This window comes from Algoriphagus sediminis (assembly GCF_030403435.1).
Lineage (GTDB): Bacteria > Bacteroidota > Bacteroidia > Cytophagales > Cyclobacteriaceae > Algoriphagus > Algoriphagus sediminis.
On the sequence record NZ_JAUEPH010000006.1, the window covers coordinates 129,131 to 153,974 of the forward strand.

23 protein-coding genes are annotated in these 24,844 nt (G+C 42.1%); 15 read left to right on the forward strand and 8 right to left on the reverse strand.

Annotated features, from left to right (window positions below; genetic code table 11):
- Positions 1-20 precede the first annotated feature (20 nt).
- The 5 genes from murG to ftsZ all read left to right on the forward strand — a co-directional run bounded on the left by murG (position 21) and on the right by ftsZ (position 6,329).
- Positions 21-1,103 (forward strand): undecaprenyldiphospho-muramoylpentapeptide beta-N-acetylglucosaminyltransferase, encoded by a 1,083-nt coding sequence (gene murG / locus QVH07_RS14170; protein ID WP_290001515.1) that lies wholly within the window; start codon positions 21-23, stop codon positions 1,101-1,103.
- On the forward strand, positions 1,100-2,509 hold the full coding sequence (gene murC, locus QVH07_RS14175; RefSeq protein WP_290001516.1) for a UDP-N-acetylmuramate--L-alanine ligase: 1,410 nt from the start codon (positions 1,100-1,102) through the stop codon (positions 2,507-2,509). The genes murG and murC overlap by 4 nt, the downstream gene beginning before the upstream one ends.
- A 2-nt stretch (positions 2,510-2,511) precedes the next feature.
- A complete protein-coding gene (locus QVH07_RS14180; RefSeq protein WP_290001518.1) occupies positions 2,512-3,264 on the forward strand; it encodes a cell division protein FtsQ/DivIB in 753 nt (250 codons plus the stop codon).
- A 10-nt stretch (positions 3,265-3,274) separates the two neighbouring features.
- A complete protein-coding gene (gene ftsA / locus QVH07_RS14185; protein ID WP_290001951.1) occupies positions 3,275-4,585 on the forward strand; it encodes a cell division protein FtsA in 1,311 nt (436 codons plus the stop codon).
- Between the two features lie 109 nt (positions 4,586-4,694).
- Positions 4,695-6,329 carry a cell division protein FtsZ gene (gene ftsZ / locus QVH07_RS14190; protein ID WP_290001520.1) on the forward strand — a complete coding sequence of 545 codons (1,635 nt, stop codon included), beginning with the start codon at positions 4,695-4,697 and terminating at the stop codon, positions 6,327-6,329.
- A gap of 2 nt (positions 6,330-6,331) precedes the next feature.
- Here the strand turns inward: ftsZ and QVH07_RS14195 are convergent, their stop codons facing one another.
- On the reverse strand, positions 6,332-6,856 hold the full coding sequence (locus QVH07_RS14195) for an NADPH-dependent FMN reductase (protein WP_290001524.1): 525 nt from the start codon (positions 6,854-6,856) through the stop codon (positions 6,332-6,334).
- Between the two features lie 90 nt (positions 6,857-6,946).
- Here QVH07_RS14195 and QVH07_RS14200 point away from each other — a divergent pair, with 90 nt between their 5' ends.
- From QVH07_RS14200 to QVH07_RS14215, 4 genes are all read left to right on the forward strand, one after another.
- Positions 6,947-7,765 carry a purine-nucleoside phosphorylase gene (locus QVH07_RS14200; RefSeq protein WP_290001525.1) on the forward strand — a complete coding sequence of 273 codons (819 nt, stop codon included), beginning with the start codon at positions 6,947-6,949 and terminating at the stop codon, positions 7,763-7,765.
- A 169-nt stretch (positions 7,766-7,934) separates the two neighbouring features.
- Entirely contained in the window at positions 7,935-8,840 is a 906-nt protein-coding gene (locus QVH07_RS14205) for a DUF6624 domain-containing protein (RefSeq protein ID WP_290001528.1), read from the forward strand.
- An 81-nt stretch (positions 8,841-8,921) separates the two neighbouring features.
- Positions 8,922-11,333 (forward strand): TonB-dependent receptor, encoded by a 2,412-nt coding sequence (locus QVH07_RS14210; RefSeq protein ID WP_290001529.1) that lies wholly within the window; start codon positions 8,922-8,924, stop codon positions 11,331-11,333.
- A complete protein-coding gene (locus QVH07_RS14215; RefSeq protein ID WP_290001532.1) occupies positions 11,326-12,420 on the forward strand; it encodes a DUF4249 family protein in 1,095 nt (364 codons plus the stop codon). Before QVH07_RS14210 ends, QVH07_RS14215 begins: the two co-directional genes overlap by 8 nt.
- A 44-nt stretch (positions 12,421-12,464) precedes the next feature.
- Here QVH07_RS14215 and QVH07_RS14220 read toward each other — a convergent pair whose 3' ends face one another.
- The gene (locus QVH07_RS14220) at positions 12,465-13,751 is read right to left on the reverse strand and encodes an amidohydrolase (RefSeq protein WP_290001536.1); all 1,287 of its coding nucleotides are present in this window, start codon (positions 13,749-13,751) and stop codon (positions 12,465-12,467) included.
- A gap of 131 nt (positions 13,752-13,882) precedes the next feature.
- Here QVH07_RS14220 and QVH07_RS14225 point away from each other — a divergent pair, with 131 nt between their 5' ends.
- The 5 genes from QVH07_RS14225 (at position 13,883) to dnaN (ending at position 19,208) form a co-directional block, all read left to right on the forward strand.
- Positions 13,883-14,587, forward strand: a complete 705-nt coding sequence (locus tag QVH07_RS14225) for an SDR family oxidoreductase (RefSeq protein ID WP_290001538.1) — start codon at positions 13,883-13,885, stop codon at positions 14,585-14,587.
- Positions 14,588-14,661: 74 nt separating this feature from the next.
- A complete protein-coding gene (gene gldA / locus QVH07_RS14230; RefSeq protein WP_290001540.1) occupies positions 14,662-15,567 on the forward strand; it encodes a gliding motility-associated ABC transporter ATP-binding subunit GldA in 906 nt (301 codons plus the stop codon).
- The gene (gene gldF, locus QVH07_RS14235; protein WP_290001541.1) at positions 15,564-16,283 is read left to right on the forward strand and encodes a gliding motility-associated ABC transporter permease subunit GldF; all 720 of its coding nucleotides are present in this window, start codon (positions 15,564-15,566) and stop codon (positions 16,281-16,283) included. Before gldA ends, gldF begins: the two co-directional genes overlap by 4 nt.
- Positions 16,280-17,965, forward strand: a complete 1,686-nt coding sequence (gldG, locus tag QVH07_RS14240) for a gliding motility-associated ABC transporter substrate-binding protein GldG (RefSeq protein WP_290001543.1) — start codon at positions 16,280-16,282, stop codon at positions 17,963-17,965. Before gldF ends, gldG begins: the two co-directional genes overlap by 4 nt.
- Before the next feature lie 118 nt (positions 17,966-18,083).
- Positions 18,084-19,208: a DNA polymerase III subunit beta gene (dnaN, locus tag QVH07_RS14245; protein ID WP_290001545.1), complete on the forward strand. Its 1,125-nt coding sequence runs from the start codon at positions 18,084-18,086 to the stop codon at positions 19,206-19,208.
- 53 nt (positions 19,209-19,261) lie between these two features.
- On the opposite strand, the gene QVH07_RS14250 is transcribed toward dnaN, so the two are convergent.
- Genes QVH07_RS14250 through QVH07_RS14260 form a run of 3 tightly spaced genes read right to left on the reverse strand, consistent with a single transcriptional unit; the run spans position 19,262 to position 20,613 of the window.
- Entirely contained in the window at positions 19,262-19,507 is a 246-nt protein-coding gene (locus QVH07_RS14250) for a VF530 family protein (protein ID WP_290001550.1), read from the reverse strand.
- A gap of 43 nt (positions 19,508-19,550) precedes the next feature.
- On the reverse strand, positions 19,551-20,126 hold the full coding sequence (locus QVH07_RS14255) for a hypothetical protein (RefSeq protein ID WP_290001552.1): 576 nt from the start codon (positions 20,124-20,126) through the stop codon (positions 19,551-19,553).
- Complete coding sequence (locus QVH07_RS14260; RefSeq protein ID WP_290001554.1) at positions 20,113-20,613, reverse strand: RNA polymerase sigma factor; 501 nt, start codon at positions 20,611-20,613, stop codon at positions 20,113-20,115. The genes QVH07_RS14255 and QVH07_RS14260 overlap by 14 nt, the downstream gene beginning before the upstream one ends.
- Positions 20,614-20,929: 316 nt before the next feature.
- Here QVH07_RS14260 and QVH07_RS14265 point away from each other — a divergent pair, with 316 nt between their 5' ends.
- Entirely contained in the window at positions 20,930-21,517 is a 588-nt protein-coding gene (locus tag QVH07_RS14265) for a DUF7010 family protein (protein WP_290001556.1), read from the forward strand.
- Between the two features lie 114 nt (positions 21,518-21,631).
- Here QVH07_RS14265 and QVH07_RS14270 read toward each other — a convergent pair whose 3' ends face one another.
- The 3 genes from QVH07_RS14270 to QVH07_RS14280 are packed head-to-tail and all read right to left on the reverse strand — an operon-like array spanning position 21,632 to position 24,805.
- Positions 21,632-23,434 (reverse strand): serine hydrolase, encoded by a 1,803-nt coding sequence (locus QVH07_RS14270; protein WP_290001559.1) that lies wholly within the window; start codon positions 23,432-23,434, stop codon positions 21,632-21,634.
- Positions 23,435-23,444: 10 nt separating this feature from the next.
- Complete coding sequence (locus QVH07_RS14275; RefSeq protein ID WP_290001563.1) at positions 23,445-23,807, reverse strand: VOC family protein; 363 nt, start codon at positions 23,805-23,807, stop codon at positions 23,445-23,447.
- 50 nt (positions 23,808-23,857) lie between these two features.
- Positions 23,858-24,805: a sugar phosphate isomerase/epimerase family protein gene (locus QVH07_RS14280; protein ID WP_290001567.1), complete on the reverse strand. Its 948-nt coding sequence runs from the start codon at positions 24,803-24,805 to the stop codon at positions 23,858-23,860.
- Positions 24,806-24,844 lie beyond the last annotated feature (39 nt).

The window sequence follows — 24,844 nt, forward strand, 5'->3', positions numbered from 1 at the left end:
AAAAGAAATCTACATATCGATTGCTTATTAGCGGTGGAGGTACCGGGGGGCACATCTATCCGGCTTTGGCCATAGCCAATCGCTGGATGGAAATGTATCCTGATACTGAGATTTTATTCGTGGGCGCTTTAGGCAAAATGGAAATGCAGAAAATTCCTGAAGCTGGATATAAAATTATCGGATTACCTGTGGCAGGCCTTCAAAGAAGCCTCACTCCGGATAACCTGAGTTTTCCAATCAAGCTTTGGAAAAGCCTAATGCAGGCGAAAAAAATAATCAAAGATTTTAAGCCTGATGTAGTGATCGGGGTTGGGGGATATGCCAGCGGTCCAGTGTTATTCATGGCGCAGAGAAAAGGAATACCAAGCCTTCTACAGGAGCAAAATTCCTATGCCGGTTTGACCAATAAAATATTGGGGAAAAAGGCGATGAAGATTTGTGTCGCCTATCCCGAAATGGAGAAGTTCTTCCCGATTGAAAAAATTTCTTACACCGGTAATCCGGTTCGAGCAGATATTCTGCATTTGGAAGGCAAGAAAGAAAAGGCCCTTGAGCATTTTGGTTTAAGCCCAGACCTTAAGACTATCCTTATTCTGGGTGGATCTCTTGGGGCCAGAACTTTGAATCGAGCGATGCTAAAGGACATCAAGGCACTCAATAAAGAATATCAGGTTCTTTGGCAAAGCGGAAGATTCTATTTCAAAAAAATGCTGGAAGCCACTCAGGACAAGGACTATGAACACATACATCTGAGAGAGTTTATCCGGGAAATGGATTTAGCATATGCAGCGGCCGATGTTGTGGTTTCTCGAGCTGGTGCACTTTCAGTCTCCGAGCTTTCTCTGGTTGGCAAACCTGTCATTTTTATTCCTTCACCCAATGTGGCTGAGGATCATCAGACCAAAAATGCCTTGGCTTATGTGTCTAATGGAGCAGCGGTGCTTCTTAAGGATTCAGAAGCTGAAGGTAAGCTTAAGCTCAAAGTGGATGAGCTATTAAATGATGAATCCAGAATGACGGAACTAGGAACAAACATTCGAAAAATGGCAAAGCCAAACGCTGCGGATGACATTTGTAATGAAATATATCGATTGGTAGGTTGAGCTTAAAAGGAATACATAGCGCCCACTTTTTAGGAATCGGAGGAATCGGTATGAGTTCCATAGCACGCTGGTGCACCTCAAAAGGAATAGCGGTTTCTGGTTATGACCGAACCCCTTCTGCTTTAATTGATGAACTGATCAAGGAGGGAGTGAAGATATCCTTTGAAGATTCATTGGCTACCATTCCAGATGAGATCAAGAAAAATAAAGAGAAGTGTCTGATTATTTGGACTCCAGCTTTGCCGGAGGAGAGTATTCAATTAAGCTATTTCAGAGATCAGGGATATACCCTGCTGAAGCGCTCGGAAATGCTGGGAAATATCACGGACGGTAAGTTTTGCATTGCTGTAGCAGGGACACATGGAAAGACGACCACCTCATCCATGATAGCCCATCTTTTGTATCAAGCGGATGTGCCAGTGACGGCATTTTTGGGAGGCCTTTCTCAGAACTATCAAAGTAATTTTCTACTCTCCGGAAAGAAAGGTAAGGATACGGTTTTCGTAGTAGAAGCAGATGAATTTGATCGATCCTTTTTATGGCTAAAGCCTTCCATTGGAGTGATTACAAGTGTGGATGCTGATCACCTTGATGTTTATGGGAGTGAGGACTCCATGATTTTGAGCTTCACTGATTTTGTAAACTTAATCCACAAAAAAGGAAAGCTTTTCATTCAAACTAACGCGAATCAAAAGCTAAATAAGCCTTCAGGGAAAAAATTAAAAGTGAAGGAATATGGTTTGAGATCTTCTCAAATCACTGCAGAAAATATAAAGGCTAAACCCAATTCTTTTGTTTTTGACTATCAGGATGGTGACCATAGGATTACCGGAATTGAATTACCAATTCCTGGATATCATAATGTGGAAAATGCTCTTGTCGCCATTGCAATTGGTCTATCTCAAGGCCTGAGTAGTCAGCAGATCAAAGAAGGGATGAAATCTTTCAAGGGAGTTAAGAGGAGGTTTGAGATTCATCTAAGCAAGCCAACCTGTGTGTACATAGATGATTATGCACATCATCCTGAAGAAATTAGATCCTTGCTTAGCTCGGTAAGAGCCATGTACCCATCATTAAAAATCACTGCGATCTTTCAGCCTCATTTATATACGCGTACAAGGGATTTTGCTAAAGGATTTAGTGAGAGTCTTTCACTTGCAGACGAGGTGATTCTTCTTGAAATCTATCCGGCCCGAGAGAAACCGATTGCCGGGATAAGCTCAGAGATTCTTCTTGAGGAAATAACTTCTTCAAGAAAGGAAGTAATCGCCAAAGAAAATTTGATGGAGAGCCTTTCTACCAGAAATCTTGAGGCAGTGATCACAATTGGTGCTGGAGATATTGACCGTTTGGTGCCCGAAGTAGCTCAATTTTTGTCTTCGAATAATACGGTAAGCGAATTATGAAGATGCCAAGAATAAAAAATATCGCTGTTTTCATTGGTTTGAGCCTGGTTTTACTTGGTTTTATTGGCTTTGTGGAGAAGCAAACTATGGATAAGTTTTACCTAGATAGGGAAGTTTATATCGAAGGAGAGAGTGGTCTTTATTTCGTGGAGGATAAGGAGATAGATGATATCATCTCGCAGGGATTTCCAGAGCTGATTGCGGGATTGCCATTGTCCCAAGTTCCACTTAATGATATTGAAGAGCGCCTGATGGGACATCCATTTGTAAATGGTGCACAGGCCTACATAGGACAGAAGGGAGTACTTCAGTTACATGTGAAGCAGCACCGTCCTGTTGCGAGGATTGTAAGGCCAAGAGCAGCTGATGGCTACATCACTGAAGAGGGGAAAATAATCCCGACTTCTAATTCTTATACGAGCCGGGTGATTGTGATTTATGGGGATTTGGCGGATAAGCTAATGGATCAGGGTAATGTGATGTCAGAAGTACCAGAGCTTATGGACCTGATTGAGTTTGTGGATGAAGATGAATTTTGGAAGGCTCAGATCACTGAAATAGAGCTTCGCTCAAAGAGTGATATCCGCCTGTATCAACAAGTAGGAAGTCAGGTTTTGGAGCTTGGCTCAGCTCAAGATCTGGAAGAAAAATTCGAAAAGCTAGAAGTCTTTTACAAGGAGATTTTACCTCGTAAAGGCTGGAATGCATATAACAGGGTGAGTGTAAAATTTAAGAATCAAATCGTTTGTGAATAATAGCAAGGGAATGGAAAATGACAAACTAATCGTAGGCCTTGATATTGGTACTACCAAAATCTGTGTGATCATCGGTCGCAAAAATACCTTCGGAAAGCTCGAGGTACTTGGTATGGGCCGCGCAGTATCCGATGGGGTGAAGCGTGGTGTGGTTACCAACATTGATAAAACTGTTCACGCCATAGAAAAAGCCGTGGAAGAAGCTTCAAATATGGCGGACGTGGACATCGCTGAGGTAATCGTCGGAATAGCAGGACAGCATATTCAAAGCAAGATAGTCCATGGAAGTATCATGAGATCTCAAAATGATGAGGAAGTCACGGTAGAGGATGTGAGGAGATTGTCAGATGATATGGAAAACATCGTGGTCCCTCCCGGAAACAGTATCATCCATGTGATGCCACAGGATTATACTGTGGATTATGAAGGTGGAATTAAGGATCCGGTTGGTATGGCAGGAGCCAGGCTTGAAGCGGATTTTCATATTATCACCGCCCAGACTGGAGCGATCAGTAACATCAATAAATGCGTCAGAAAGGCAAACTTAACCTCCGAGCAACTCATCCTGGAGCCCCTTGCAAGCTCACTTTCTGTTTTATCAGATGAAGAAAAAGAGGCAGGTGTCTGCCTGGTAGATATCGGTGGAGGTACTACTGATATAGCCATTTTCTACGAGAATATTATCCGCCACACCGCTGTCATTCCTTTAGGGGGTAATATTATAACCTCTGATATCAAGGAGGGATGCATGGTGATGCAAAAGCAGGCTGAATTGCTAAAAACAAGATTTGGTAAGGCCATTGCTGAAGAAGCAAATCCGAATGAAATAGTATCCATTCCAGGTCTAAGAAATAGGCCTCCGAAAGAGATTTCCATCAGAAATCTAGCCTCCATTATTCAAGCAAGAATGGAAGAGATTATTGAGATCGTCCAAAATGAAATGATTCAGAGTGGTCACTATAAAAAATTGGCTGGGGGAATCGTCCTTACAGGAGGTGGTTCACAACTCCAGTTTATATCCCAGCTATTCGAATACATGACTGGTTTGGACACCCGAATTGGACATCCGAATGAGCACCTCGGCAAGTCTGTAGTGGAAGATGTTAAGTCCCCGATGTATGCCACTTCTGTGGGATTGGTCCTAGCAGGATTTAAGGCACTTGATGACCGGGAAGAGGGGTACAGAAAGCGAGTCGCCAATGCAGGTCCAGGCTATCGCGAAACAAGAAAGGAAAAAATTTCAAAAGATATTTTCTCCAGCATCGGAGCTAAGCTAAAGAAGCTAATCAACGATGATATCGGAGATGATCAAAACTACTAGGGCTTATGACGGGCGGAGATAAGTGGCTTTGCTGCTTATTTCCCCACTTAAAAACCCAGCTAAAAATTAGAATTAAATAGTTCACCAATAATTAAATATGTCAGATTCAATGAAAGATTACAGATTTGATCTACCAAAAAACTCAAAATCCATTATTAAGGTAATCGGAGTGGGTGGAGGTGGATCCAACGCCGTAAACCACATGTTTGCCCAAGGCATAAAGGATGTGGAATTTGTAGTAGTAAACACCGATGCTCAGGCTCTTAAGTCTAGCCCGGTTCCACTTAGATTGCAGTTAGGAGCCAGCCTTACAGAAGGGCTTGGTGCCGGAGCTAATCCCGAACAGGGGAAGAATGCTGCTTTGGAATCAGAAAACGAAATTAGAGAGTTGCTTTCTGATAACACCAAAATGGTTTTTATCACTGCAGGAATGGGTGGAGGTACAGGAACAGGTGCAGCTCCTGTCATTGCCAGAATTGCGAAGGAATTAGATATCCTGACTGTGGGTATCGTGACCGCTCCATTTATGTTTGAAGGCAAGAAAAAGATGGGGGTAGCTCAGCGAGGAATCGAGTCGCTTCGTGAAAGCTGTGATACGGTTCTTGTCATCCTGAATGACAAACTTCGTGAGATTTATGGAAATCTTGCTATTAGAACTGCCTTCGGCAAAGCTGATGATATATTGACCACTGCAGCAAAATCCATAGCAGAAATTATAACTATTCATCAGGATGTAAACGTGGACTTCGAGGATGTGAAGACTGTGATGAAAGATGCAGGTGCTGCCGTAATGGGATCCTCAACCGAGGAGGGGGAAGGACGAGCCATCAGAGCGGCCGGGGCTGCCATTTCTTCGCCATTACTGAATAATGTTGATATCAAGGGAGCTGAGAAGATTCTTCTTTCCATCATGTCCGGTGAGGAAGAAGAGTTGTCTATGGACGAATTGAGTGAGATCACTGAGTATATTCAAGAAAAAGCAGGAGATAATGCTGAAGTCATTTTCGGTCAGGGAATTGATCAGGAGCTAGCGAAAGGCATTCGGGTAACGGTGATTGCCACAGGTTTTGAGATGGATAGACTTTCCGGCTCAAAGCCAGTAGCTACTGAAACACCTAAGGAAGAGCCTAAGGTGGAAGAAGATACCAAAACAGTTATCCATCTGGAATCAGGTAAGTCCGAAAAAATCCAGGAAGAAAAGATTTCTCAGGACAGCCCATTTTCATTTAAAATGCCCAAGCCAAAGGCTCCAGAAAGTCCTTCTGCTCCAGAACCGATAAAAGAAAAAGAGGTCGTTGAAACTCGACAAGAAAAAATTTCTTTTGAGGAACCAAAGGAGGAAAAGATGGAGGAGGAAACTATTGAGTTTGTAGAAAAAGAGGAAAAGCCTGAGAAGATCGTTCATGAGCTTTATCCTACTGATGAAACCGAAGAAAAAAAGGAAGAAGTATCTCAAGAGGAAGAAAAGGTGGAGCCAGCTTTTGGCGCAGATTTCTATGAAAAAATGAAGCAAAAGGCTATTCAGAGAGCTCATGAAAGATTTCAAAAGCTTAAGGACAGCAGATCATTGAATCCTACGCCTGAGGAGCTCAAGGAGAAAATGGAAGTCCCGGCTTATCAAAGAAAAAATGTAGTCTTGAAGAATCCTGAGCATAGCTCTGAGAAGAACTTATCCAAGTACAACCTCAATGATGACAATGAGATCCTTGGTAATAATAGATTTCTTCATGACAATGTAGATTGAGTTTAAAACTCGATCAACATTTCAGCCTGCTGATGCAGAAGTTCTAAGTACAGCTTGTTGGTGAGCGAGCTATCTGACATATTACGCTCTATTTGAGCCAGCTTTGGTTTAAGAGCGAGAACATGCATTCCCAGGTAATTAAAAATATCGGAGAGGTGGCTAAGTGCAATGCCACCTCCTCCAATTCCTGAAGAGAGCCCCACAAGGGCGCTCTTTTTGTTTTTTAGAGGATTTGGATAACTCATGCCATCGATGAAGGTCTTTAGAATCCCTGGAAATGAACCATTGTATTCAGGGACGATAAACACATATTTTTCAGCCTTTCTAAGCCTATCCACGAAGGCATTGTATTCGGGATTTTTTCCATTGTTTTCATATAATGCCGACCCAATAAAATCTATCGGTAAATCCTGTAACTCCAGAATCTCGGATTCTACTCCTTTATCTAATAGTATGGATTGGTAAAGCTCTGCAATTGTTTTGGAGACGGCATTCTTCCGGTTTGTCCCCACTATTATCTTAACCATCGAATCATTTTTATGCAGTGAATACATCCTTCAGGGGTTAAAAGTTCTCAGCCTTTGGTATTTTTCCAAAAGCTAAACTCTTTTTGTACCATGGAATATCTTAATCAAGTCATAGAAGCTCGAAATTTTATTGAGGACAAATTTCCTGAAAGCATTGAAACAGCCTTAATTCTGGGAACTGGTTTAGGAAAAATGGGAGATGAAATCGAGGTCATCAAGGAAATAGACTATGATGATATTCCACATTTTCCAATTTCCACCGTAGAAAGCCATCATGGGAAATTGGTTATAGGTAGGCTAGCGGGGAAACTCCTTCTCGCTATGAAGGGGCGCTTCCATTATTATGAAGGGTATTCAATGCGAGAAGTGACCTTTCCAATCAGGGTCATGGGGTTGATGGGGGTTAAAAAACTTTTGGTATCCAATGCCTGTGGAGGTTTGAGTCCTAAACATGAAGTAGGTGATGTCATGTTGATCAGGGATCAAATAGACTTATTTCCTGAAAATGCCTTAAGAGGCAAAAACCCACCGGAATTTGGGCCTAGGTTTCCTGACATGAGCGAGCCCTTTTCTTTAGATTTTTTGGCAAAGGCCAAGGAAATCGCAGTTGATTTGGGAATCAAAATTCATGAAGGAGTATATGCTGGAGTCCAGGGGCCTAATCTGGAAACGAAGGCAGAATACAAATACCTTCGAATTATCGGAGCTGATGCAGTGGGGATGAGTACGGTTCCGGAGGTGATGGTAGCTAATCAAATGGGAATGAATGTTTTCGGCATATCAGCGATTACCGACCTAGGTGTAATGGGTAAAGTCAAAAAACTGACCCTGGCCGAGGTTTTGGCGGCGGCGGAAATAGCAAGTCCAAAGATGATTTCAATAATCCGTGAGCTTATCAAAGTCATCTGAGCTATTCAAATTGTAAGACCCCGAAGATTTGAAAGTCATTTTTTAAATTTATTGAAATCGCAAAACCACAATTATGAATACCACAGGTTTAAAATTTTTGACTCTCCTTTTTTTAGCTCTCTCTTTTTGTCCATCATACGGCCAGAAATCCACTGTTTTACAACCAGAATTGGCGAAAGAAATAAAGGACATGCGAGATGAAGATCAGAAGAATCGCATCAAATGGTCAAAAATGTACCAAAAGGGGAAGTTCGATAGTAAGAAATTCAAAGAGTTTACAAAGGAGCTTATTGCTTTGGATCGACAGAATACTAAGCGAATGCGAGAGATTATCGAGGAATATGGTTGGCCATCTTATGAGTTGGTTGGTGAGGGCCCAAGTAATAATGCCTGGTTGATTGTTCAGCATGCTGACCGAAATCCTGCTTTTCAGGCCAGATGTTTGCCCTTACTAAAAGCAGCTGTGGATGCAGGTCAGGCCAACCCCAGCAATTATGCCTATCTCTATGACCGTGTGGCTGTGTCGAAGGGAGAGAAGCAGCTCTATGCTACTCAAAGCTCTTCAAACAATGGACTCACAGAAGGAAATTTTTATCCGATAGCAAGAGAAGATAGTGTTCAGATTCGCCGGGAAGCAATGAACATTTCAAGATCTGTAGAGGATTACGCAGCCTCTATGAATTTTGAGTATAAGATTCCCGATAGAAAGGAAGCAGATCAAAGGGCAGAAAAACTTAAAAACGAGTACGACAAACATGTTGCTATTGCCAGGGAGAAATTCTCCAATCAAGAATTTGAAGAATCGGCAGATCATTATTTGATCGCGACAGCGGCTTATGGGCATGTGACTACAGAAGATTTTGTTCAGGCTGCCAAGGCTCTTTCTCTTTCTGAACATGAGCAAATATCACAAGCTACCACTTTGCTCACCCGCGCTCTTGCCAGAGGATGGAATGGCTTCGATGTGCTAATTCAGGATGCAAGTATGGATTATTTGAAATCTGAACTTCCCGGTAGCTGGGAGGATTTGAAACTGGTTGCAGAACAGATAGAAATTGATTTGGGAAAAGACTAAATTTTATGTCATCATCCAGATGCTTTCGTTCTTTTTTGCCAATGAATGCCGATCAACCAAAATTCGAGTTAATTTTATAGAATGTGCAGAATCCTATTTGTGGGAATGGTCTTACTTTTTTGGAGTTTTGGAGCTTTGGCCCAGACCGACTCTCTAACTTATGTATTTGGCAGTCCTTCTAATTCTCAGGGTTCTTCTTACATTCTTACAGGAAAGCTTATAGACCAAGCCACTAAAGAGCCCATCGAAGGAGTGGGTTTATACATTGATGGAGTTTATAAGGGTGTAAATTCTGATCGGTTTGGTACCTACATTATCAACCTTAGCCCTGGTAATCATCGGGTAGCTTACCGTCAGGTATCCAAGATTCCTGTCATCATCGAAGTGACTATTTATGAGAATGCGGTTGTGAACTTAGAAATGAGCGACAAAAGCTTCGAGCTGGATGGAGTCGTGGTCATGTCCGACGAAATGGATAGGAATGTAAGAAACCCAATAACTGGAGTGACTAAACTTACCACCCAGGAATTAAAAGCCATCCCGGCATTTCTTGGGGAAGCAGATATTTTTAAAGGACTGCAGCTTTTGCCAGGGGTGAGTTCAGTAGGTGAAGGGACTTCGGGAATTAATGTTCGCGGTGCAAAAACTGACCAGAACTTACTATTGATGGATGAAGCCTTGGTATTGAGTTCAAATCATGCATTGGGCTTTCTTTCTGCCTTCAACACCGATGTGACTGAGACGTTCACTTTATACAAAGGGAACCTTCCCTCTAGGCTTGGCGGTCGGGCTGGTTCTGCCTTGGATATTCGAATGCGCGATGGTGATTTTCAAAACTGGTCGGGCCAAGTCGGTATCGGCACATCGAATGGTCGCCTATTGCTCGAAGGGCCGATTGTAAATGATAAGGTGAGTGTGATTCTAGGTGGCCGGATTTCTAATGTCAATTGGCTCCTGAATCAAGCTCGAGATTTTGATATTCAGAATAGTGAATTGAATTTTCATGATGTCTATGGTGGGCTTTCCTGGAAAATTGGAACAGGCCATACCTTGGAAGCCAACACCTTATTGACAGGCGACTTCTTTAGATTTTCAGATGAGTTTGGATATGATTGGTCAAACCGGGTGAGTTCACTTAAGTATCGTGGGATTTTAAGCGAAAACGTTTCTTTGAACGTGGTTTACGCTAATGGAGATTTTGACAATGCTTTTTTCGATCCTGAAGGTTTGGATGCAGCACAGGTTGATAATGGAATGACCTATCAGCAGGGGAAAGTGACTGCCACTTGGGCAAATGAATCTTTAGCAATCAATGTGGGTGCCGAGGCCATTTATTACAAGGGTAAACCTGAAACTTTAAGTCCTTTTGGAAGCGAAAGCTCCGTGGAAGAAGATAGAGTTGAAAAAGAGAGAGGGCTTGAGTATTCAGCCTTTGCAAACTCGGAATTTGAACTAGGAGAAAATACAGGAATTGTAGCAGGAGTGAGGTTCTCAAACTACAATCAACTTGGCCCCGACTCCGTATATCAATATCGAGATAATGCACCAATCACTGAAGAAAATATCATTGGAGTGGTGGGTGTTGAAAGCGGTTCCATTAAGAACTATTCAGGAATAGAGCCCCGACTTTCCATACGCCAGAATTTATCCTCTAACTCCTCAATCAAGATGAGTTACTCAAGGCTCAATCAATATATCCAATCGGTTTCAAACACCTTTGGGCCGACTCCTATAGATCTCTGGCAGCTAAGTACCACTTATATTCCACCGCAGCGGTCCGATAGTTTTTCTCTGGGTTATTTCAGGAATTCCAAAGACAATATGTGGGAATTTTCTGTGGATGGTTTTTACAGACGAACAGATAATCAGGTCGAATACAGAGACTTTGCCCAGGTTTTCCTGAATCCACATATGGAGACAGAGTTAGTTTTTGGGGAAGGCGAATCATACGGGACCGAATTCCTAATCAAAAAGAATCTTGGAATTGTAACCGGTTGGCTTGCCTACACCTATTCACGCTCTTTTTTCAGAACCTTAAGCCCTTTTCCAGAGGAGCAAATCAATAGAGGAGAGTGGTTTCCGTCAAACTTTGATAAACCTCATGAAGTGAATTTCATTTTGAGTAAAAAAATGTATCCCCGTGGTCTATTCAATATCAGTATTAATTATGCTACCGGCCGGCCGGTGAACGCTGTGAATTCCAGCTATGTACTTGGTGGTCTCGTAGTGCCGGAATACAGTGATAGAAACGAATACAGAATTCCAGATTATTTTAGAGTGGATGTATCCTACACATTTGAAAAAGTATTTTCAAAGAAAGGAGATAGTTTGAATTTCAGCATTTACAACCTACTTGGAAGGAGAAATGCTTACAGTGTTTTTTGGCAGAAAGATGATGATTCTAGGCAATTGAGGCCTTATCGATTGGCCATTCTGGGATCTATTTTTCCTTCCATTACTTACAGTATTCAGTTTGGACATGCAGATGAATAGGACGATAAGACTGTTAAGCCTACTTGTAGTTTTTCTACTTTTTGAAAGCTGCGTGGATCAGATTGAATTTCCATTGAATCTTGGGAATGAACGATTAATTGTTGCCGGTCAGCTCAATGATTGGAATGAAACACAATACGTGTACTTATCCGAAACTACATCAGCAGATCGAGAGCCGATTCTCACTGATGGTTATTTCACGATTAACGACCTACCAAGACCAGTTAGAGGGGCTCAGGTTTCTGTTAAAAGTAGCACAGGCCAAAATTGGTCCTATCAGGAAATTGAGCCTGGAACCTATGCGCTGGAGGGCTTTCCCGGTCCCGAATCGGGAGTGGAGTACTATGTTGAAATTCTGGCAAAAGGAAGGGTCTATAAGTCCTCGCCGGAAGTGATGCCTGAGGTCATTGGTGAGGATGAAATAAGCTATACTTTCGACAGGGGAGAATTAAATAACCAGCCAGAGATTCCTTTCATCAGTATTCGTTCAGATGTGACTCTTCCTGAGCAAACCGGCGGCTATTTCCTTCGCTGGGATGTGGAGGAGGTCTATTATTGGAATCTCACCTTTTTCCCAAATCCATTTAATACACCTCCCCCTGATTGCTATGTTTTTGGATTTGCGGATCCTGAGCGCATCACCCTGCTTAATGGAGACCTCCTTAATCGTCCTGGGGGAACTTCTTCCCAGATCCTCGCAGAGCGACGAATAGATCAATCCTTTCTCAGCAGACATTATTTTAATGTGCGCCAAATCAGTACTTCCCAGGAATCCTATGAGTACAGGAGAAAGGTAAGGGAATTAGTGAATAATTCGGGATCTGTTTTTGATGCTCCGCCTGCGCCTGTTCAGGGAAACCTTAGGAATATTAATGATGAAGAGGAAGTAGTGTTGGGTTATTTTGAGGTGGCCAAAGTGGATGTCACCAGAATTTATACCACCAAGGCCGATGTACCATTCTTCATTGAAGAGGTCTGTACTTTTGATCCCAATCGCCCATTAAGTGATTACCCAAGAACTTGCCTCAGCTGTTCTGAGTTTGACAACAGCACAGGTGAAACTCCGGAGTGGTGGTTTGATCAATAAACACCGGTTAGATTTTACTCCAACCGGTGTTTGATTTTATTGAATTACTTCTGCATTTCCATATAATCCACGGCTAGGTAACTTAGCGCTCGTACTCCCAGCACGAATGCATCCTCGTCAATGTAGAAATCGGGTGTGTGGTGCGATGGAGTGGTGGTTGGGTCCCCACCTTTTTTCATACCTCCAAGCATCATAAAAAAACCTGGCTTTTCCATCTGGTAAAAGCTAAAGTCTTCTGCTCCAGTCACAGGATCCATTAAAATTACATTTCCTTCACCAGCTGCTGCACTTAGGGTAGGTAGCATGGTTGCTGTAAGCTCAGGGTGATTCACCGTTGAGGGGTATAATTTCCCAATTCTTACATCTGCATCAGCACCTGCGCTTTTTGCAATATTCGTGGTGATCTCCATAATCCGCTTGTGCACTAGTTCCTGCTGGGGCATGCCAAAGGTTCTGACCGTTCCAATCATTTCCACTTTTTCAGGAATGATATTATGCCTTATACCTCCATGAATAGCTCCGATCGTAACCACAGCAGGATTTTCTGAGATATTCACATTTCTTGACAGGATCGTTTGAAGCCCCATGACTATTTGGGATGAGGTGACAATTGGATCCACACTGGACCAAGGCGAGGCGCCATGTGCCTGGGTTCCAGTAAGCGTAATTTCAAGATTATCAACGGCAGCCAAAAAAGGCCCTGAACGATACCCTATGGTTCCTACCTCTGCCTGTGACCAGATATGAAGACCAAATATGGCATCTACATCTTCCATGACACCTTCTTTCACCATAAGCTCTGCTCCAAAAATATCTGCGTCAAAGACTCCTTCTTCCGCTGGCTGAAAAATGAATTTGACATTTCCATGAAGTTCGTCTTTCATGCCTGCCAACACTTCGGCGACTCCCATCAGCATGGCTACATGAGTATCATGACCACAAGCATGCATTACGCCAGTTTCCTGTCCGTTATATGTGGTGGTTACTGTGGATTTAAATGGAAGATCCACTCTCTCAGTCACAGGGAGGGCATCCATATCTGCTCGCAGGCCGACTGTGGGTCCTGGATGGCCACCTCGAAGCATACCCACTACGCCGGTGACCGCTACTTCTTCAGTAACTTCTATCCCCAAGGAGCGAAGATGATCGGCCACTTTTTTGGCTGTACGAAATTCCTGATTTCCCAATTCTGGGTTTTGGTGGATATCCCTTCGCCACTCGATGACCTTGCCCTCTATGGCAGCGGCAGATTCATCAATTTCTCCCCGAAGGGGGCTTTGACCGAAGGTGAAAAAAGGAGTGAAAAGTAGGGGGATAATTATTTTCTTCATGGTTTGGATTTTAATATGGATCAAAATAGTCAAAATGATTCGCTAAACCTGAATCTGTTTATTTTGGATTTTCTGATAATTGTCAGAACTATTTTGACCAATTCGGATTTGAATAGGAAAACAAAAGAGAGATGGAAATAAAAAATCAAATAGCCGTAGTCACGGGAGTAAGTAAAGGAATAGGTTTAGAAGTAGTTAAAATTTTGCTTGAAAAGGAAGTGACGGTAGCAGGATGGGGTAGAAATGCTCCAGACTTTAGCCATGAGAATTTCCACTTTTTCACTTGTGATGTTTCTAAAGAGGAAGCTGTGGAAAAGGCCTATTCAGAGACCACAACGAAGCTGGGGTCTGATATTCGAATTTTGATTAATAATGCTGGTTTTGGAATTGCCGGGCCAACAGAAAGCTTTTCATCAGAGGATTGGAGAGCTATGTTTGATACCAATGTTCATGGGATTTTTTATGTGACCAAACGATTTATCCCTGCCATGAAAGCGGCAGACGAAGGTCATATTTTGAATGTAGCCTCCATCGCAGGCCTGAATGGAGTGAATCAGTTTGCGGGATATGTAGGCACTAAGCATGCGGTCCGAGGTATTTCTCATTCGCTATACATGGAATTAAGGGACTTTGGGATAAAAGTTTCCACCATTTATCCTGGGTCTGTACAAACAAATTTCTTTGATGATATTCCGGCGATTGAAGCCAGTGAAAATATGATGCGTCCTCAGGACGTTGCACTTACGATGGTCCAAACGCTCGAAACACACCCAAACTATTTCGTGGCGGATGTGGAGTGTAGACCATTAAGGCCTAGAGGTAAGAAAAAGGCTTAAGACCCGGGGTCTTTAAAAGGTAACAAAAGACGAGGGGCGAGAAATTTTCTTACTTTTAAACTCATCTTTTCAATATGTCACTAGAAGTTACCCAGCTTACTAAAATTTATGGCTCGCAAAAGGCTTTGAGTGAAGTTTCTTTCTCGGTAAAGCCTGGGAGGATTCTGGGGTTTTTAGGTCCTAATGGAGCAGGAAAGTCCACGACAATGAAAATCATTTGTGGATTCATTTCTCCTGATGAGGGTTCGGTGAGGGTGATGGGCAAAGAGCAAGGTAAGGATGCCAAAGCCATCAGTAGTTTGATAGGATATTTACCTGAGAATAATCCTCTTTACCATGACATGTATGTGAAGGAGTTCCTTCGGTTTTCAGGAGGGCTTTATGGCCTTTCCGGCCAAAAATTAAGTAAGCGGGTTGACCTGATGTTGGACAAAACTGGTTTGAATCCTGAGAAGCATAAAAAAATCTCTCAATTGTCTAAGGGTTATCGCCAAAGGGTAGGTCTTGCCAGAGCGCTCATTCATGATCCCAGTGTTGTCATTTTAGATGAGCCCACCACAGGCCTTGATCCAAACCAACTGGTAGAAATTCGTGCGCTCATCAAAGAGATATCTGAAAACAGAACGGTAATCCTGTCTACGCATATCATGCAGGAAGTGGAGGCCATCTGTGATGATGTGGTAATTATCAGCAAGGGTGAAATCAAAGCTTCAGAGTCTCTTGAAAACTTGAAGTCAAAGTCGGATAGAGCTGAGCTGATTTTGGAGACAGAGGAAGAATTGGATTTAGATTGGTTCACAGATTTTGAAAAGGCGGAATTTGGGGCTTCTCAAAGAAATCAGGTACTTATTATGTCTCAAAGTCCCACTGAAGACAGGAAGAAATTGATGAGCTTAATTCATGAGAAGGAATTAAGCATTATAGGACTGAGTGAAAGGAAAAAAGGATTGGAACAAATATTCCGAGAAATCACCAAATGAAAAGTCTTTTTCTAAAAGAAGTCAATTCCTTTTTGGGTAATCTTTTGGGTTATCTCATTATTTCAATTTTTTTGGTAGCTCTTGGTTTGGTGGTTTGGGTTTTCCCCGAAACAAGTATACTCAATTATGGCTATGCAGACCTCGAAGCTCTTTTCGTTTACACCCCTTATGTCTTTACCTTTTTAATTCCGGCTTTGTCAATGCGCTCTCTGGCGGAGGAGAAAAGGTCGGGAAACTGGGAGATTCTAAAGACTTCACCACTCAGTGTTACACAAATCATAATCGCCAAATATTTAGCCTTACTGGTATTGGTGGTTTTGGCGGTTTTCCCCACTCTCCTTTATTTCTTGACTGTTTACCAGCTCGGTGATCCTGTGGGAAATCTCGATCAGGCAGGATTCTTCGGCTCTTGGATTGGATTACTCATGATTGGAGCAGTTTTTTCATCAGTTGGATTGTTTGCCAGCTCCATCACATCCCAGCAGGTTTTGGCCTTTGTCCTGGGGGTCTTTTTCTGCTTTGTGCTTTATTTTGGTTTCACGGCTTTGGCTGATCTACAGCTTGGATCATGGTCCTACTTTTTCGAAGAAATAAGTTTAAGCTACCACTTTACTAATCTGGGTAGAGGTGTGCTTGACTCGTCAGATTTATTTTTCATGCTGGCCGTAATATGGCTGTTTTTAGGTTTGTCCATTTTAATCTCAGATAGAGAATGAAGGGAAAATCTTCAAAATTGATTCAGTGGCTGGCCCTCCTTTTTGGAGTAGTGATTTTGTTTGGTCTTGGTCAGGTAATTCGGTTTAGGCTGGACCTTACAGAGGAGAAGAGATATTCTCTCAGTCCTGCCACCGAGAAGGTTCTTGACCAAATTACGGAACCCCTCCATGTGGATATTCTTTTGGTTGGAGAAGACTTTCCTCCTGGGATGAGAAGGTTACAAAAATCTCTAGAAGAGACTATCCGAACTTTCGATTCCTATAGTCCGGAGAGGATCACCTATTCATATTTTGATCCCCTGTCCGTAGCTGGAGAGGAAGGAGAGCAATTGATTCTGGATTTAAATGAATATGGAATTAACCCGACAAATCTTTTTGTAAACCAAAGCTCCGGTCAGCAATCTCAACTGATTTTTCCTGGTTTTTTGCTAAGCGACTCTCAATACGAGACTGGAGCCTTAATATTAAAAGGAGAACAAGGAATGTCTCAGGAGCAGGTTTTGAATCAGTCGATTGAAAATCTGGAGTTTGAATTGAGTCTTGCTATTCAAAAGCTCATCGATCCAGCAGCAAACTCCATAGCCATGATCATGGGGCATGGAGAAATGTCAGAAGATGAGGGGTATGGCTTGGTAGAGGCCTTAGATGGAAGGCATGAACTTTTTAAGGTGCCTCTAGAGCAAGCGCAAAGTCCGGATGATCTGGAGAATTTTAGTGTGATTTTTATTCAGGGGCCTAGAGAAAGCTACACTCCGCGAGAGGTTTATCTCCTTGATCAGTACGTCATGCGAGGAGGGAATTTAGTGGTACTTCTGGATGGTGTCGCTGTAAATATTGCCGAAGCCGGAGGTGAAGGTACCCTGGCAATGCCGATTGAGGTTGGTTTGGATAACCTGCTTTTCAGGTATGGAGTCCGGGTGAACAAGGATTTGATTCAGGATTTAAATTTCGGTTATTTTCCTGTGATGGGTGGAAATTTTGGGAATCAGGATCAGTTGGTCCCACTACCCTGGCCATTCTTTGTGCAGGCCGGAAGGATGCAAAATCATCCCATCACGAAAGGATTGGATGTGATCAATTTTCGATTTGTAAGCACTTTGGATACCGTCAAGGCTGATAAAGTAAAAAAGACCCCATTGATTTTTACATCAGACTTTTCCAGAGTTTTGCAAGCTCCCGTTCGTGTTGCTTTTAGTGATATGGAATCGGCACCAGATGTAAATCTTTTCAATGAAAGGAACTTGCCATTGGCATATTTACTTGAAGGGGAGTTTACCTCACTTTTCAAAAACCGATTCATTCCTGAGGGATTTTCGGAGACAGATTTTATGGAATCAGGTAAGGGTAGAGTTGTGGTGATAGGGGATGGTGATATTTTTCAAAGCCAAAGAAATCTGAGCGATGGAAGCCCCCTTGCTCTCGGAGAAGATCCCTTTAATCAGATCACCTTTGCGAACCGATTATTTTTACGGAACCTGGTTCAGTACCTGAATGATCCTGAAGGGATTATTATGACCAGAACCCGATCTTTTAAAATTAGACCTTTGAATAGGGTTAAGGTTACAGAACAGAAGCTTTTCTGGCAATTGATCAATGTGCTGGGGCCTGTAATTTTCTTACTGATTTTCGGGCTATCGGTTGCCACATGGAGAAGGAGAAAGTTTTCGAAAAAATCCAGCTGATTCTAAGTCCTCCTTTTCCTAGTTATTAATTTAAGGAAATCGGACAAGTGGCGCCGCTAATTCGATTTTATTTATAAATTTACCCCCTCTAATTAATTCATAAAATAAGCCCTAACGTATGAAATTTATTGTTTCCTCCTCTGCTTTGCTTAAGCAGCTCTCTGCAATCAATGGAGTGGTCACGACAAATCCAGTGGTCCCTATTTTGGAGAACTTTCTTTTTGAGATCAATGATGGTTTATTGACGATCACAGCCTCGGATTTGCAGACTTCCATGATGACTGAGATTAATGTTGAAGCCAAGGAAGATGGAAACATCGCAGTTCCAGCAAGAATTTTGATTGAAACTCTCAAAAACCTTCCGGAACAGCCAGTTACATTCAGCATAGATCATGATACATATGCTGTAGAAATTAGCTCTGATAATGGTCGATATAGATTAGCGGGAGAAAACGCAACAGATTTCCCAAAGATTCCTACAGTGAGCAATGCCACTCTAGTAGATATGTCTACTGAGGTGCTCTCCAGTGCGGTGGCAAACACCATCTTTGCGACCAGCAGCGATGAATTGCGACCAGCTATGACAGGGGTTTATATTAATCTAAGCGATACCAATACCACTTTCGTGGCAACCGATGGTCACAGATTGGTTCGATACAGAAGAGTGGATATTGCCTCACCGGATGCGACTAGTTTGATTATTCCTCGAAAGGCTTTGAATCTTTTGAAGTCCACTTTGCCAGCAGAAAATGTACCCGTGAGTGTGGAGTTCAATCAGTCCAATGCCTATTTCAAGTTTGGCAACATCAAAATGATCTGTAGGCTGATTGATGAGCGTTTCCCCGATTATGAAAATGTGATTCCAACAGAGAATCCAAATACCATGAGCATAAATCGTCAGGAGCTCCTAGGTACACTTAAGCGAATTGCGATCTATGCAAATAAGACCACGCATCAAGTAAGATTGAAATTAACTGGGAGTGAATTGCTGATTTCCGCGGAGGATCTTGATTTTTCAAATGAGGCAAATGAAAGACTTTCCTGTGAGCATGATGGGGAGGATATTGAGATTGGCTTTAATGCTAAATTTCTTGTGGAAATGCTGAGTAACCTGACGTGTAAGGAGGTGACTTTGAAATTCTCTGCGCCTAACCGAGCCGGTTTGATCCTTCCTTCTGAGCAAGATGAAAATGAGGATATCTTGATGCTGGTCATGCCAGTAATGCTAAATAATTACGTTTAGGCAATGTTATTTTAATGATTAAAAAGGCCTGGATCGTCTAGATTCAGGCCTTTTTACTTTTGGTTTTCTGTATTCTTTTTTGCGTCCCTTAAAGATTTCAGGTATAGGCCCTCAACTCGCTCTCTGGCCCAGGGTGTTTTCCTTAGAAATTTCAAGCTTGATTTAATTGAGGGATTATGGGTGAAACAGCGAATAGTAATGCGTTCTCCAAGCTCTTCCCATCCGTAATAATCCACCAAGTGTTCAAGCATTCGATCTAGTCGAATTCCATGGAGAGGGTTGTTGGGTTGATGTTCCAATTGAAGAATTATTAGAGGTTGAAAATAAGAATTTTCCACAGCTTTACTCCTCACTCATTTTCTCAAGCTCTTTCAATAGCTCCCATTCCTTGCGATAGCTATATCTGATCACCCAAATAAATCCTATCCAAAAACCTATTCCAGTAACTACGCAGTAGGCAAAGAAGAAAGGAGAGGTATATGGTTTGATTGCTATTAGAAACAATACAATTCCTACACCATAAAGCAGGTAAATAATTGGAGTGAAAATCTTTTGAATACGCTTTCTGCCCTCAAAATAGTGCTGAACTGATTCCAAAAATTCACTGGTGGAAAGGTAAGTCTGAATTCTACGAAGTTTCGCTTTGCTCCACGCTTCAAGAACTACTCGGACGAGTAAGGGTCCTATCATTAAACTCAAACCTGAAATCAATTTCCAATCTCCGAATTGACCCACTTTATAGAAAAAATAAGTGAGGAGAATAAGTGGGACGGACATAATCATAATTGTCCAAAACTGATCTCTTTTAAGTTTTTTCAAATTTGCCCGAGCGGAATCAACAATTTCTTCTGCTGATTTCTGGGTTTGATTCCTTTTTTCGGAATCATAAATCGCTTGAATTTCATCAAAGGGTTCCATGGCTCATGCAGGTGTAAAGTTGTTTTTTGATTCGGTGAATTTTCACTCTAAGATTTTCAGAACTCAACCCAAGAGTCTCTTCGATTGTCGCATATGGAATTCCTTCCAGTACCATCAAAATGAGTATTCGATTTTGGGAATTGAGTTTTTCTATGCACTGATACATTTTTTGGATTTTGCTCTCTTTTTCAGCATCATACTCTGCCTGAGGTTGCTGTGTAAAAGATTCAGTTTTATCCTTTTCTTTTTTCTCTTGTTTGATTTTCAGCAAACAGGTGTTGACAGCGATGCGATAGATCCAGGTTTGCCAGTTGGCATCCTCTCGGAATTGCTTCCGATAAATCCAGGCTTTCATAAAAGCCTCTTGTAATGCATCTTCAGCGAGCGCTCTATTCTGATTAAAATAGCCTAAACAGAGCCTATAGATAATATCCTTGTGCTGCTCGAAGCGAATCTTAAAGAGTTTTTCTTCTTCTATTGAATTCAAATTTTTTTTCTTCTCAGCTCTTAGAGTGCCAAAGCTTCTAATTGTTACAAAATGTAGAAAAAAATGAAGCTTTTCAAAGCACTGTTTAAAATCGATTCAGGTGTCAGGTAAAAGGATCTTAAAAATTAGTGAAATCGAGCCTGCCTGAAGCAGACAGGCATGACGCAAGAGACACACAGAGGGATGGTCATAACTGCGAGATTCTCCCGAAACAAGTTCGGGACAGGCTATGTGACCGCTTTAAGACAAATTATAAACACATGAAAGAAATGTGTAACAATTCCTATTCGGTGTACTCTAACAAACAAAAACACCAATGGATACAAATACGATTTCACTCGAAAAACCCCAAGCTACTCAACTTGATCAATGGAGAATTGAATTGAGCATAAAATGTAAAAATGGGATCAACTTTATTTTTGCCGCTGCATTTATTTGGGCGGGGATAGCCGTTATTTGGAATCTAGGCTTGAGTACCTACAATCAAAGCATACTTACTTTTTCTATCTCTGGATTGATGCTTCCGCTAGCCTGGATTTTGGGTAAAATCATGAAAACATCTTGGAATGTGGAAGGAAACCCGCTCAATAAAGTAGGGATGATTTTCAACATTGGGCAACTATTCTATTTCCCTTTTCTATTTATCCTGCTAGGCAATCAGCCGGAATACTTTGCTTTAGGGTATGCGATTATCACCGGGGCACACTTTTTCCCTTATGCCTGGTATTATAAGACCAATTGGTTTGGAGCCTTTGCCGGGATTATCCCTTTTGGTTCATGGCTGATGGCGGTCTATTTCCCTTCATACGCTTCCCTGATTCCAGCTTTCACTTCACTTTGCTTAGTGATTTTGGGTTTGGGATTAATGAGAGATTATAAATTGAAAGTAGCAAAAGTACAGTAAGTGGGCATCCTTTGAGGTTTCCAAAAACCTCGAAGGATTCAAATTGATACCGAAAAATCTTTGAGGTATCATTTCGAAAGAGGAACCATTGAGAAATCTCTTCGAAGGTTTGATTTACTTCTTCCTTTCCCCTCTAAATGTCCCATTCGGCTGAATAAAGCTCACGGCGATGATCTCCCCGTCTTTTTCTTCAAACTTCACCTTAAATCCCTCCAGGACCTTCAGGTTAAACTCATGCTCGCCGATATTGACCAATTCGTATTCGGGTTGGCCGGGCACAAAGGCATATAGTTTTTCCTCCTTGATATAAATCTTGATTTCTTGCACGCCCATCAGTAGGTAGGCTCCCTCGTACTTTTTCAAGTCATCCACCGAAAGCTCATTTTCTTTAGGTGTGCGCTTAAACTCGATTGGGTCGAGTGCTGGTTCGAAAGGTGCTTTCAATCCTGAAATATCGCCTGTCATATTGCTGACAAACTGAAATGGAAAGGCATTGTCCTTATTGGGTTCACCTTGATAGATCAGGTACATATTGAAGGTGTCATAGTCTTTGTGCTCCAAAAAGCCTCCCAAAAGGCCAGTCTGAACAAATAATGTATCGTTTTTCAGGTCAATTTCTATTTTGCCATAGCCAGGATGCTCGTAGGTACCGGTGTAGTCCATCAGTATATGGGATGGCTTAGTCAGGCTGGCTTTGGCCGTGGAGTCTCCAGCAGCTTTCGCCTTGGCTTGGGCTTCTTTGGCTTCTTCTAATTTCTTGACCGTCTCTCCCAGCCAATCGGAAGGTTCCAGATTCAGCATGCGATCGGACACTATATTTCGGACGACTCCCGGGAGAGGAGATCCATTTTGGTTCGTGAGAATCATGATGCCTAAACTGTCGGTAGGGAAAAAGGAAGCCGAGGCAGAAAAGCCATCGATATTTCCTCCATGCTCCACCCGGTAATGGCCTCGATAAGACGCCAAAAACCAGCCATATCCATAGTTGGAGAACTGCACATCGGGATGCTCCTCGGAAGGAGTACCGGCTGCCACGACCATTTGGGCACTCATAGCTTCCTTTACATAGTCTTCAGGAATGATTTGTTCGCCCTTGAATTTCCCTCCGTTGATCCAGGTGATGAGCCAGTTGGACATTTCTGAGACACTGGAATTGATCGCCCCGGCAGGTCCCATAGCGGCGATGTTGTAGTAATCCATTTTTGTAGTCTTTCCTTCCAGACCTACCGAGTAGCCAAAAGATTTGTCTCCATCCTTTTCCATATCAGGAATGCGGAAATTGCTTCGGGTCATGTCCAGTTTGTCAAAAAACAGCTCTTTCACATTCTGCTCCCAGCTTTTGCCGGTAAGTCGTGCACCGATTTCCCCTTGGAGGAAAAACATCCAGTTGTTGTAATACCACTGCTGACGCAATCCGGTGAAAGGCATTTGAAATTCGATCCGCTTGATCAATTCCGTTTTGGACTCAGAAGGAAACATAAACCAAGAAAAGTCATGTCTTGGCAATCCGGTCCGATGGGCCATCAGATCTTTGACAATGATTTGCTCATTCATCCAAGGTTCTGCAAATCGGAGTTCGGGAATGTATTTTCCTGGTCGCTCATCAAAGTCAATTTTCTCCTCTTTGCGCAGCACGCCCAAGACTGCTGAGGTAAAGGCCTTGGAAGAAGAACCAATTGCGAAAAGCGTGTTTTCTGTCACGGGAACTTGATTTTCCACATCCTTAAAGCCAAAACCCTTGGCATAAACGATTTGATCTTTTTGAACGATTGCTACCGCAAAGCCCGGAGTTTTCAGTTCAACCCTAGCTTTTTCGAGTTCAGTATCCAAAGTTTTAAAGACCTCAGAGTTTTTCTGCGCTAAAGACTGGATTACAATCAGACAGAAAAAAGAAAGAAAAGTAAAAAACTGTTTCATTTTGTTTGGTTCAAATATCTTCCACAAAGAAGATTGCATTATTATTCAAGTCATAAAGTCCAAATTCATGTGTCCCCCAGGGTGTATTTCTTCGTAGCTTGTCTTTTTTGACCACTTTTTTTTCAAGTAACTTTAGAAAATAGGGCTCAATATTTTTCACAAAAATTCTAACCACTGATCCTCCAAGTAAAGGATCATCCTCGGTGTCAGCGTGCCATTGGAGATGTATTTCTAAACCCTTGTAGGTTAGCCCAGAATACATGGAGTCTCCAAAAGACTTTTTAAATCCCAGGGTTTCACCATACCAATTAATATCTCTTTCAATGTCTTGAGAGGGAAGAACTGGGACGGTGGATAGAAATATAGTTTCCATAAAAAAATACCCCATGCTTTTGCATGGGGCTTTTATTAGTCTAAAGTTAATTAACCTTGATTTGCGAGGGTTCTACGTACCTGATCTAGATTGGTCCTGATATCTTCGATTCCTTCCCACTCTCGATTTGGCTCACCATGTTCGATTCCCACATAGCCATTGAAGCCTCTGGCGGTTACGATTTTAAGCATTCGCTCATAATCCAAACGGCTTTCGTTTCCTCTGTCGTCCCAGACCATTGGCTTTAGGGATACACCCTTGGCATAAGGCATTAATTCATCAACGCCTCTGTATGAGTCATAACTTAAAATTCTATCACCTTCAGTATGCATTCGGAAGTTTCCGAAATCTGGAAGCGTTCCCGCTCTAGGATGTGCAGTTTGCTCGATCAAAGAAGCTAGCCATTTACCGTTAGAAGATAAACCACCATGGTTTTCAATTAATACGTTAATATTATAATCATCGGCAAATTCACAGATTCTACGGAAAGTGGAACTACAGATATCAATGGCTTCTTGTCTTTTATCCTCATCCTCTGTCCATCCTACCGCATGGTATGCATTCACGCGGATGGAATGACATCCCAAATAAGCCGCAGCTTCTACCCATTTTTTATGGTTTTCTACCGTTTGTGCTCTGCCAGCAGAAGAAGCCTCTCCAAGCATTCCTTCTCGGTCTACCATGATCAGAACAGATTCAACACCCTCTCCATCAGCACGGGTTTTCATCTCCCTCAGATAGTTCATATCCTGAGCTTTATCCATAAAGAACTGATTCACATATTCCACAGCATCAATACCGTTCTTTTTTGCAAGCATGGCAAAATCCAGGTGATCCATTCTTCCCGCGAATAATATTCGTTGTAAAGACCATTCTGCTAATGAAATCTTAAAAACTTCCTCCTGCTTTTTGGCTCCAAAGCTTAGATTGGGTAATCCTAAACTTATCGCTGCAGCGGACAAACCTGCAGCTTTTAAAAATTCTCTTCTCTTATTCATTGATAATTTGGTTTGATTGGCATTGGAATTTAATAAAAA

Bases quoted from the DNA above. Each gene is read 5' to 3' on its own strand.
- QVH07_RS14180 (WP_290001518.1), top strand. From the start codon at position 2,512: ATGCCAAGAATAAAAAATATCGCTGTTTTCATTGGTTTGAGCCTGGTT.
- ftsA (WP_290001951.1), top strand. From the start codon at position 3,275: ATGGAAAATGACAAACTAATCGTAGGCCTTGATATTGGTACTACCAAA.
- ftsZ (WP_290001520.1), top strand. From the start codon at position 4,695: ATGAAAGATTACAGATTTGATCTACCAAAAAACTCAAAATCCATTATT.
- QVH07_RS14195 (WP_290001524.1), bottom strand. From the start codon at position 6,856: ATGGTTAAGATAATAGTGGGGACAAACCGGAAGAATGCCGTCTCCAAA.
- QVH07_RS14200 (WP_290001525.1), top strand. From the start codon at position 6,947: ATGGAATATCTTAATCAAGTCATAGAAGCTCGAAATTTTATTGAGGAC.
- QVH07_RS14210 (WP_290001529.1), top strand. From the start codon at position 8,922: ATGTGCAGAATCCTATTTGTGGGAATGGTCTTACTTTTTTGGAGTTTT.
- QVH07_RS14215 (WP_290001532.1), top strand. From the start codon at position 11,326: ATGAATAGGACGATAAGACTGTTAAGCCTACTTGTAGTTTTTCTACTT.
- QVH07_RS14220 (WP_290001536.1), bottom strand. From the start codon at position 13,751: ATGAAGAAAATAATTATCCCCCTACTTTTCACTCCTTTTTTCACCTTC.
- QVH07_RS14225 (WP_290001538.1), top strand. From the start codon at position 13,883: ATGGAAATAAAAAATCAAATAGCCGTAGTCACGGGAGTAAGTAAAGGA.
- gldA (WP_290001540.1), top strand. From the start codon at position 14,662: ATGTCACTAGAAGTTACCCAGCTTACTAAAATTTATGGCTCGCAAAAG.
- gldF (WP_290001541.1), top strand. From the start codon at position 15,564: ATGAAAAGTCTTTTTCTAAAAGAAGTCAATTCCTTTTTGGGTAATCTT.
- gldG (WP_290001543.1), top strand. From the start codon at position 16,280: ATGAAGGGAAAATCTTCAAAATTGATTCAGTGGCTGGCCCTCCTTTTT.
- dnaN (WP_290001545.1), top strand. From the start codon at position 18,084: ATGAAATTTATTGTTTCCTCCTCTGCTTTGCTTAAGCAGCTCTCTGCA.
- QVH07_RS14255 (WP_290001552.1), bottom strand. From the start codon at position 20,126: ATGGAACCCTTTGATGAAATTCAAGCGATTTATGATTCCGAAAAAAGG.
- QVH07_RS14265 (WP_290001556.1), top strand. From the start codon at position 20,930: ATGGATACAAATACGATTTCACTCGAAAAACCCCAAGCTACTCAACTT.
- QVH07_RS14270 (WP_290001559.1), bottom strand. From the start codon at position 23,434: ATGAAACAGTTTTTTACTTTTCTTTCTTTTTTCTGTCTGATTGTAATC.
- QVH07_RS14275 (WP_290001563.1), bottom strand. From the start codon at position 23,807: ATGGAAACTATATTTCTATCCACCGTCCCAGTTCTTCCCTCTCAAGAC.
- QVH07_RS14280 (WP_290001567.1), bottom strand. From the start codon at position 24,805: ATGAATAAGAGAAGAGAATTTTTAAAAGCTGCAGGTTTGTCCGCTGCA.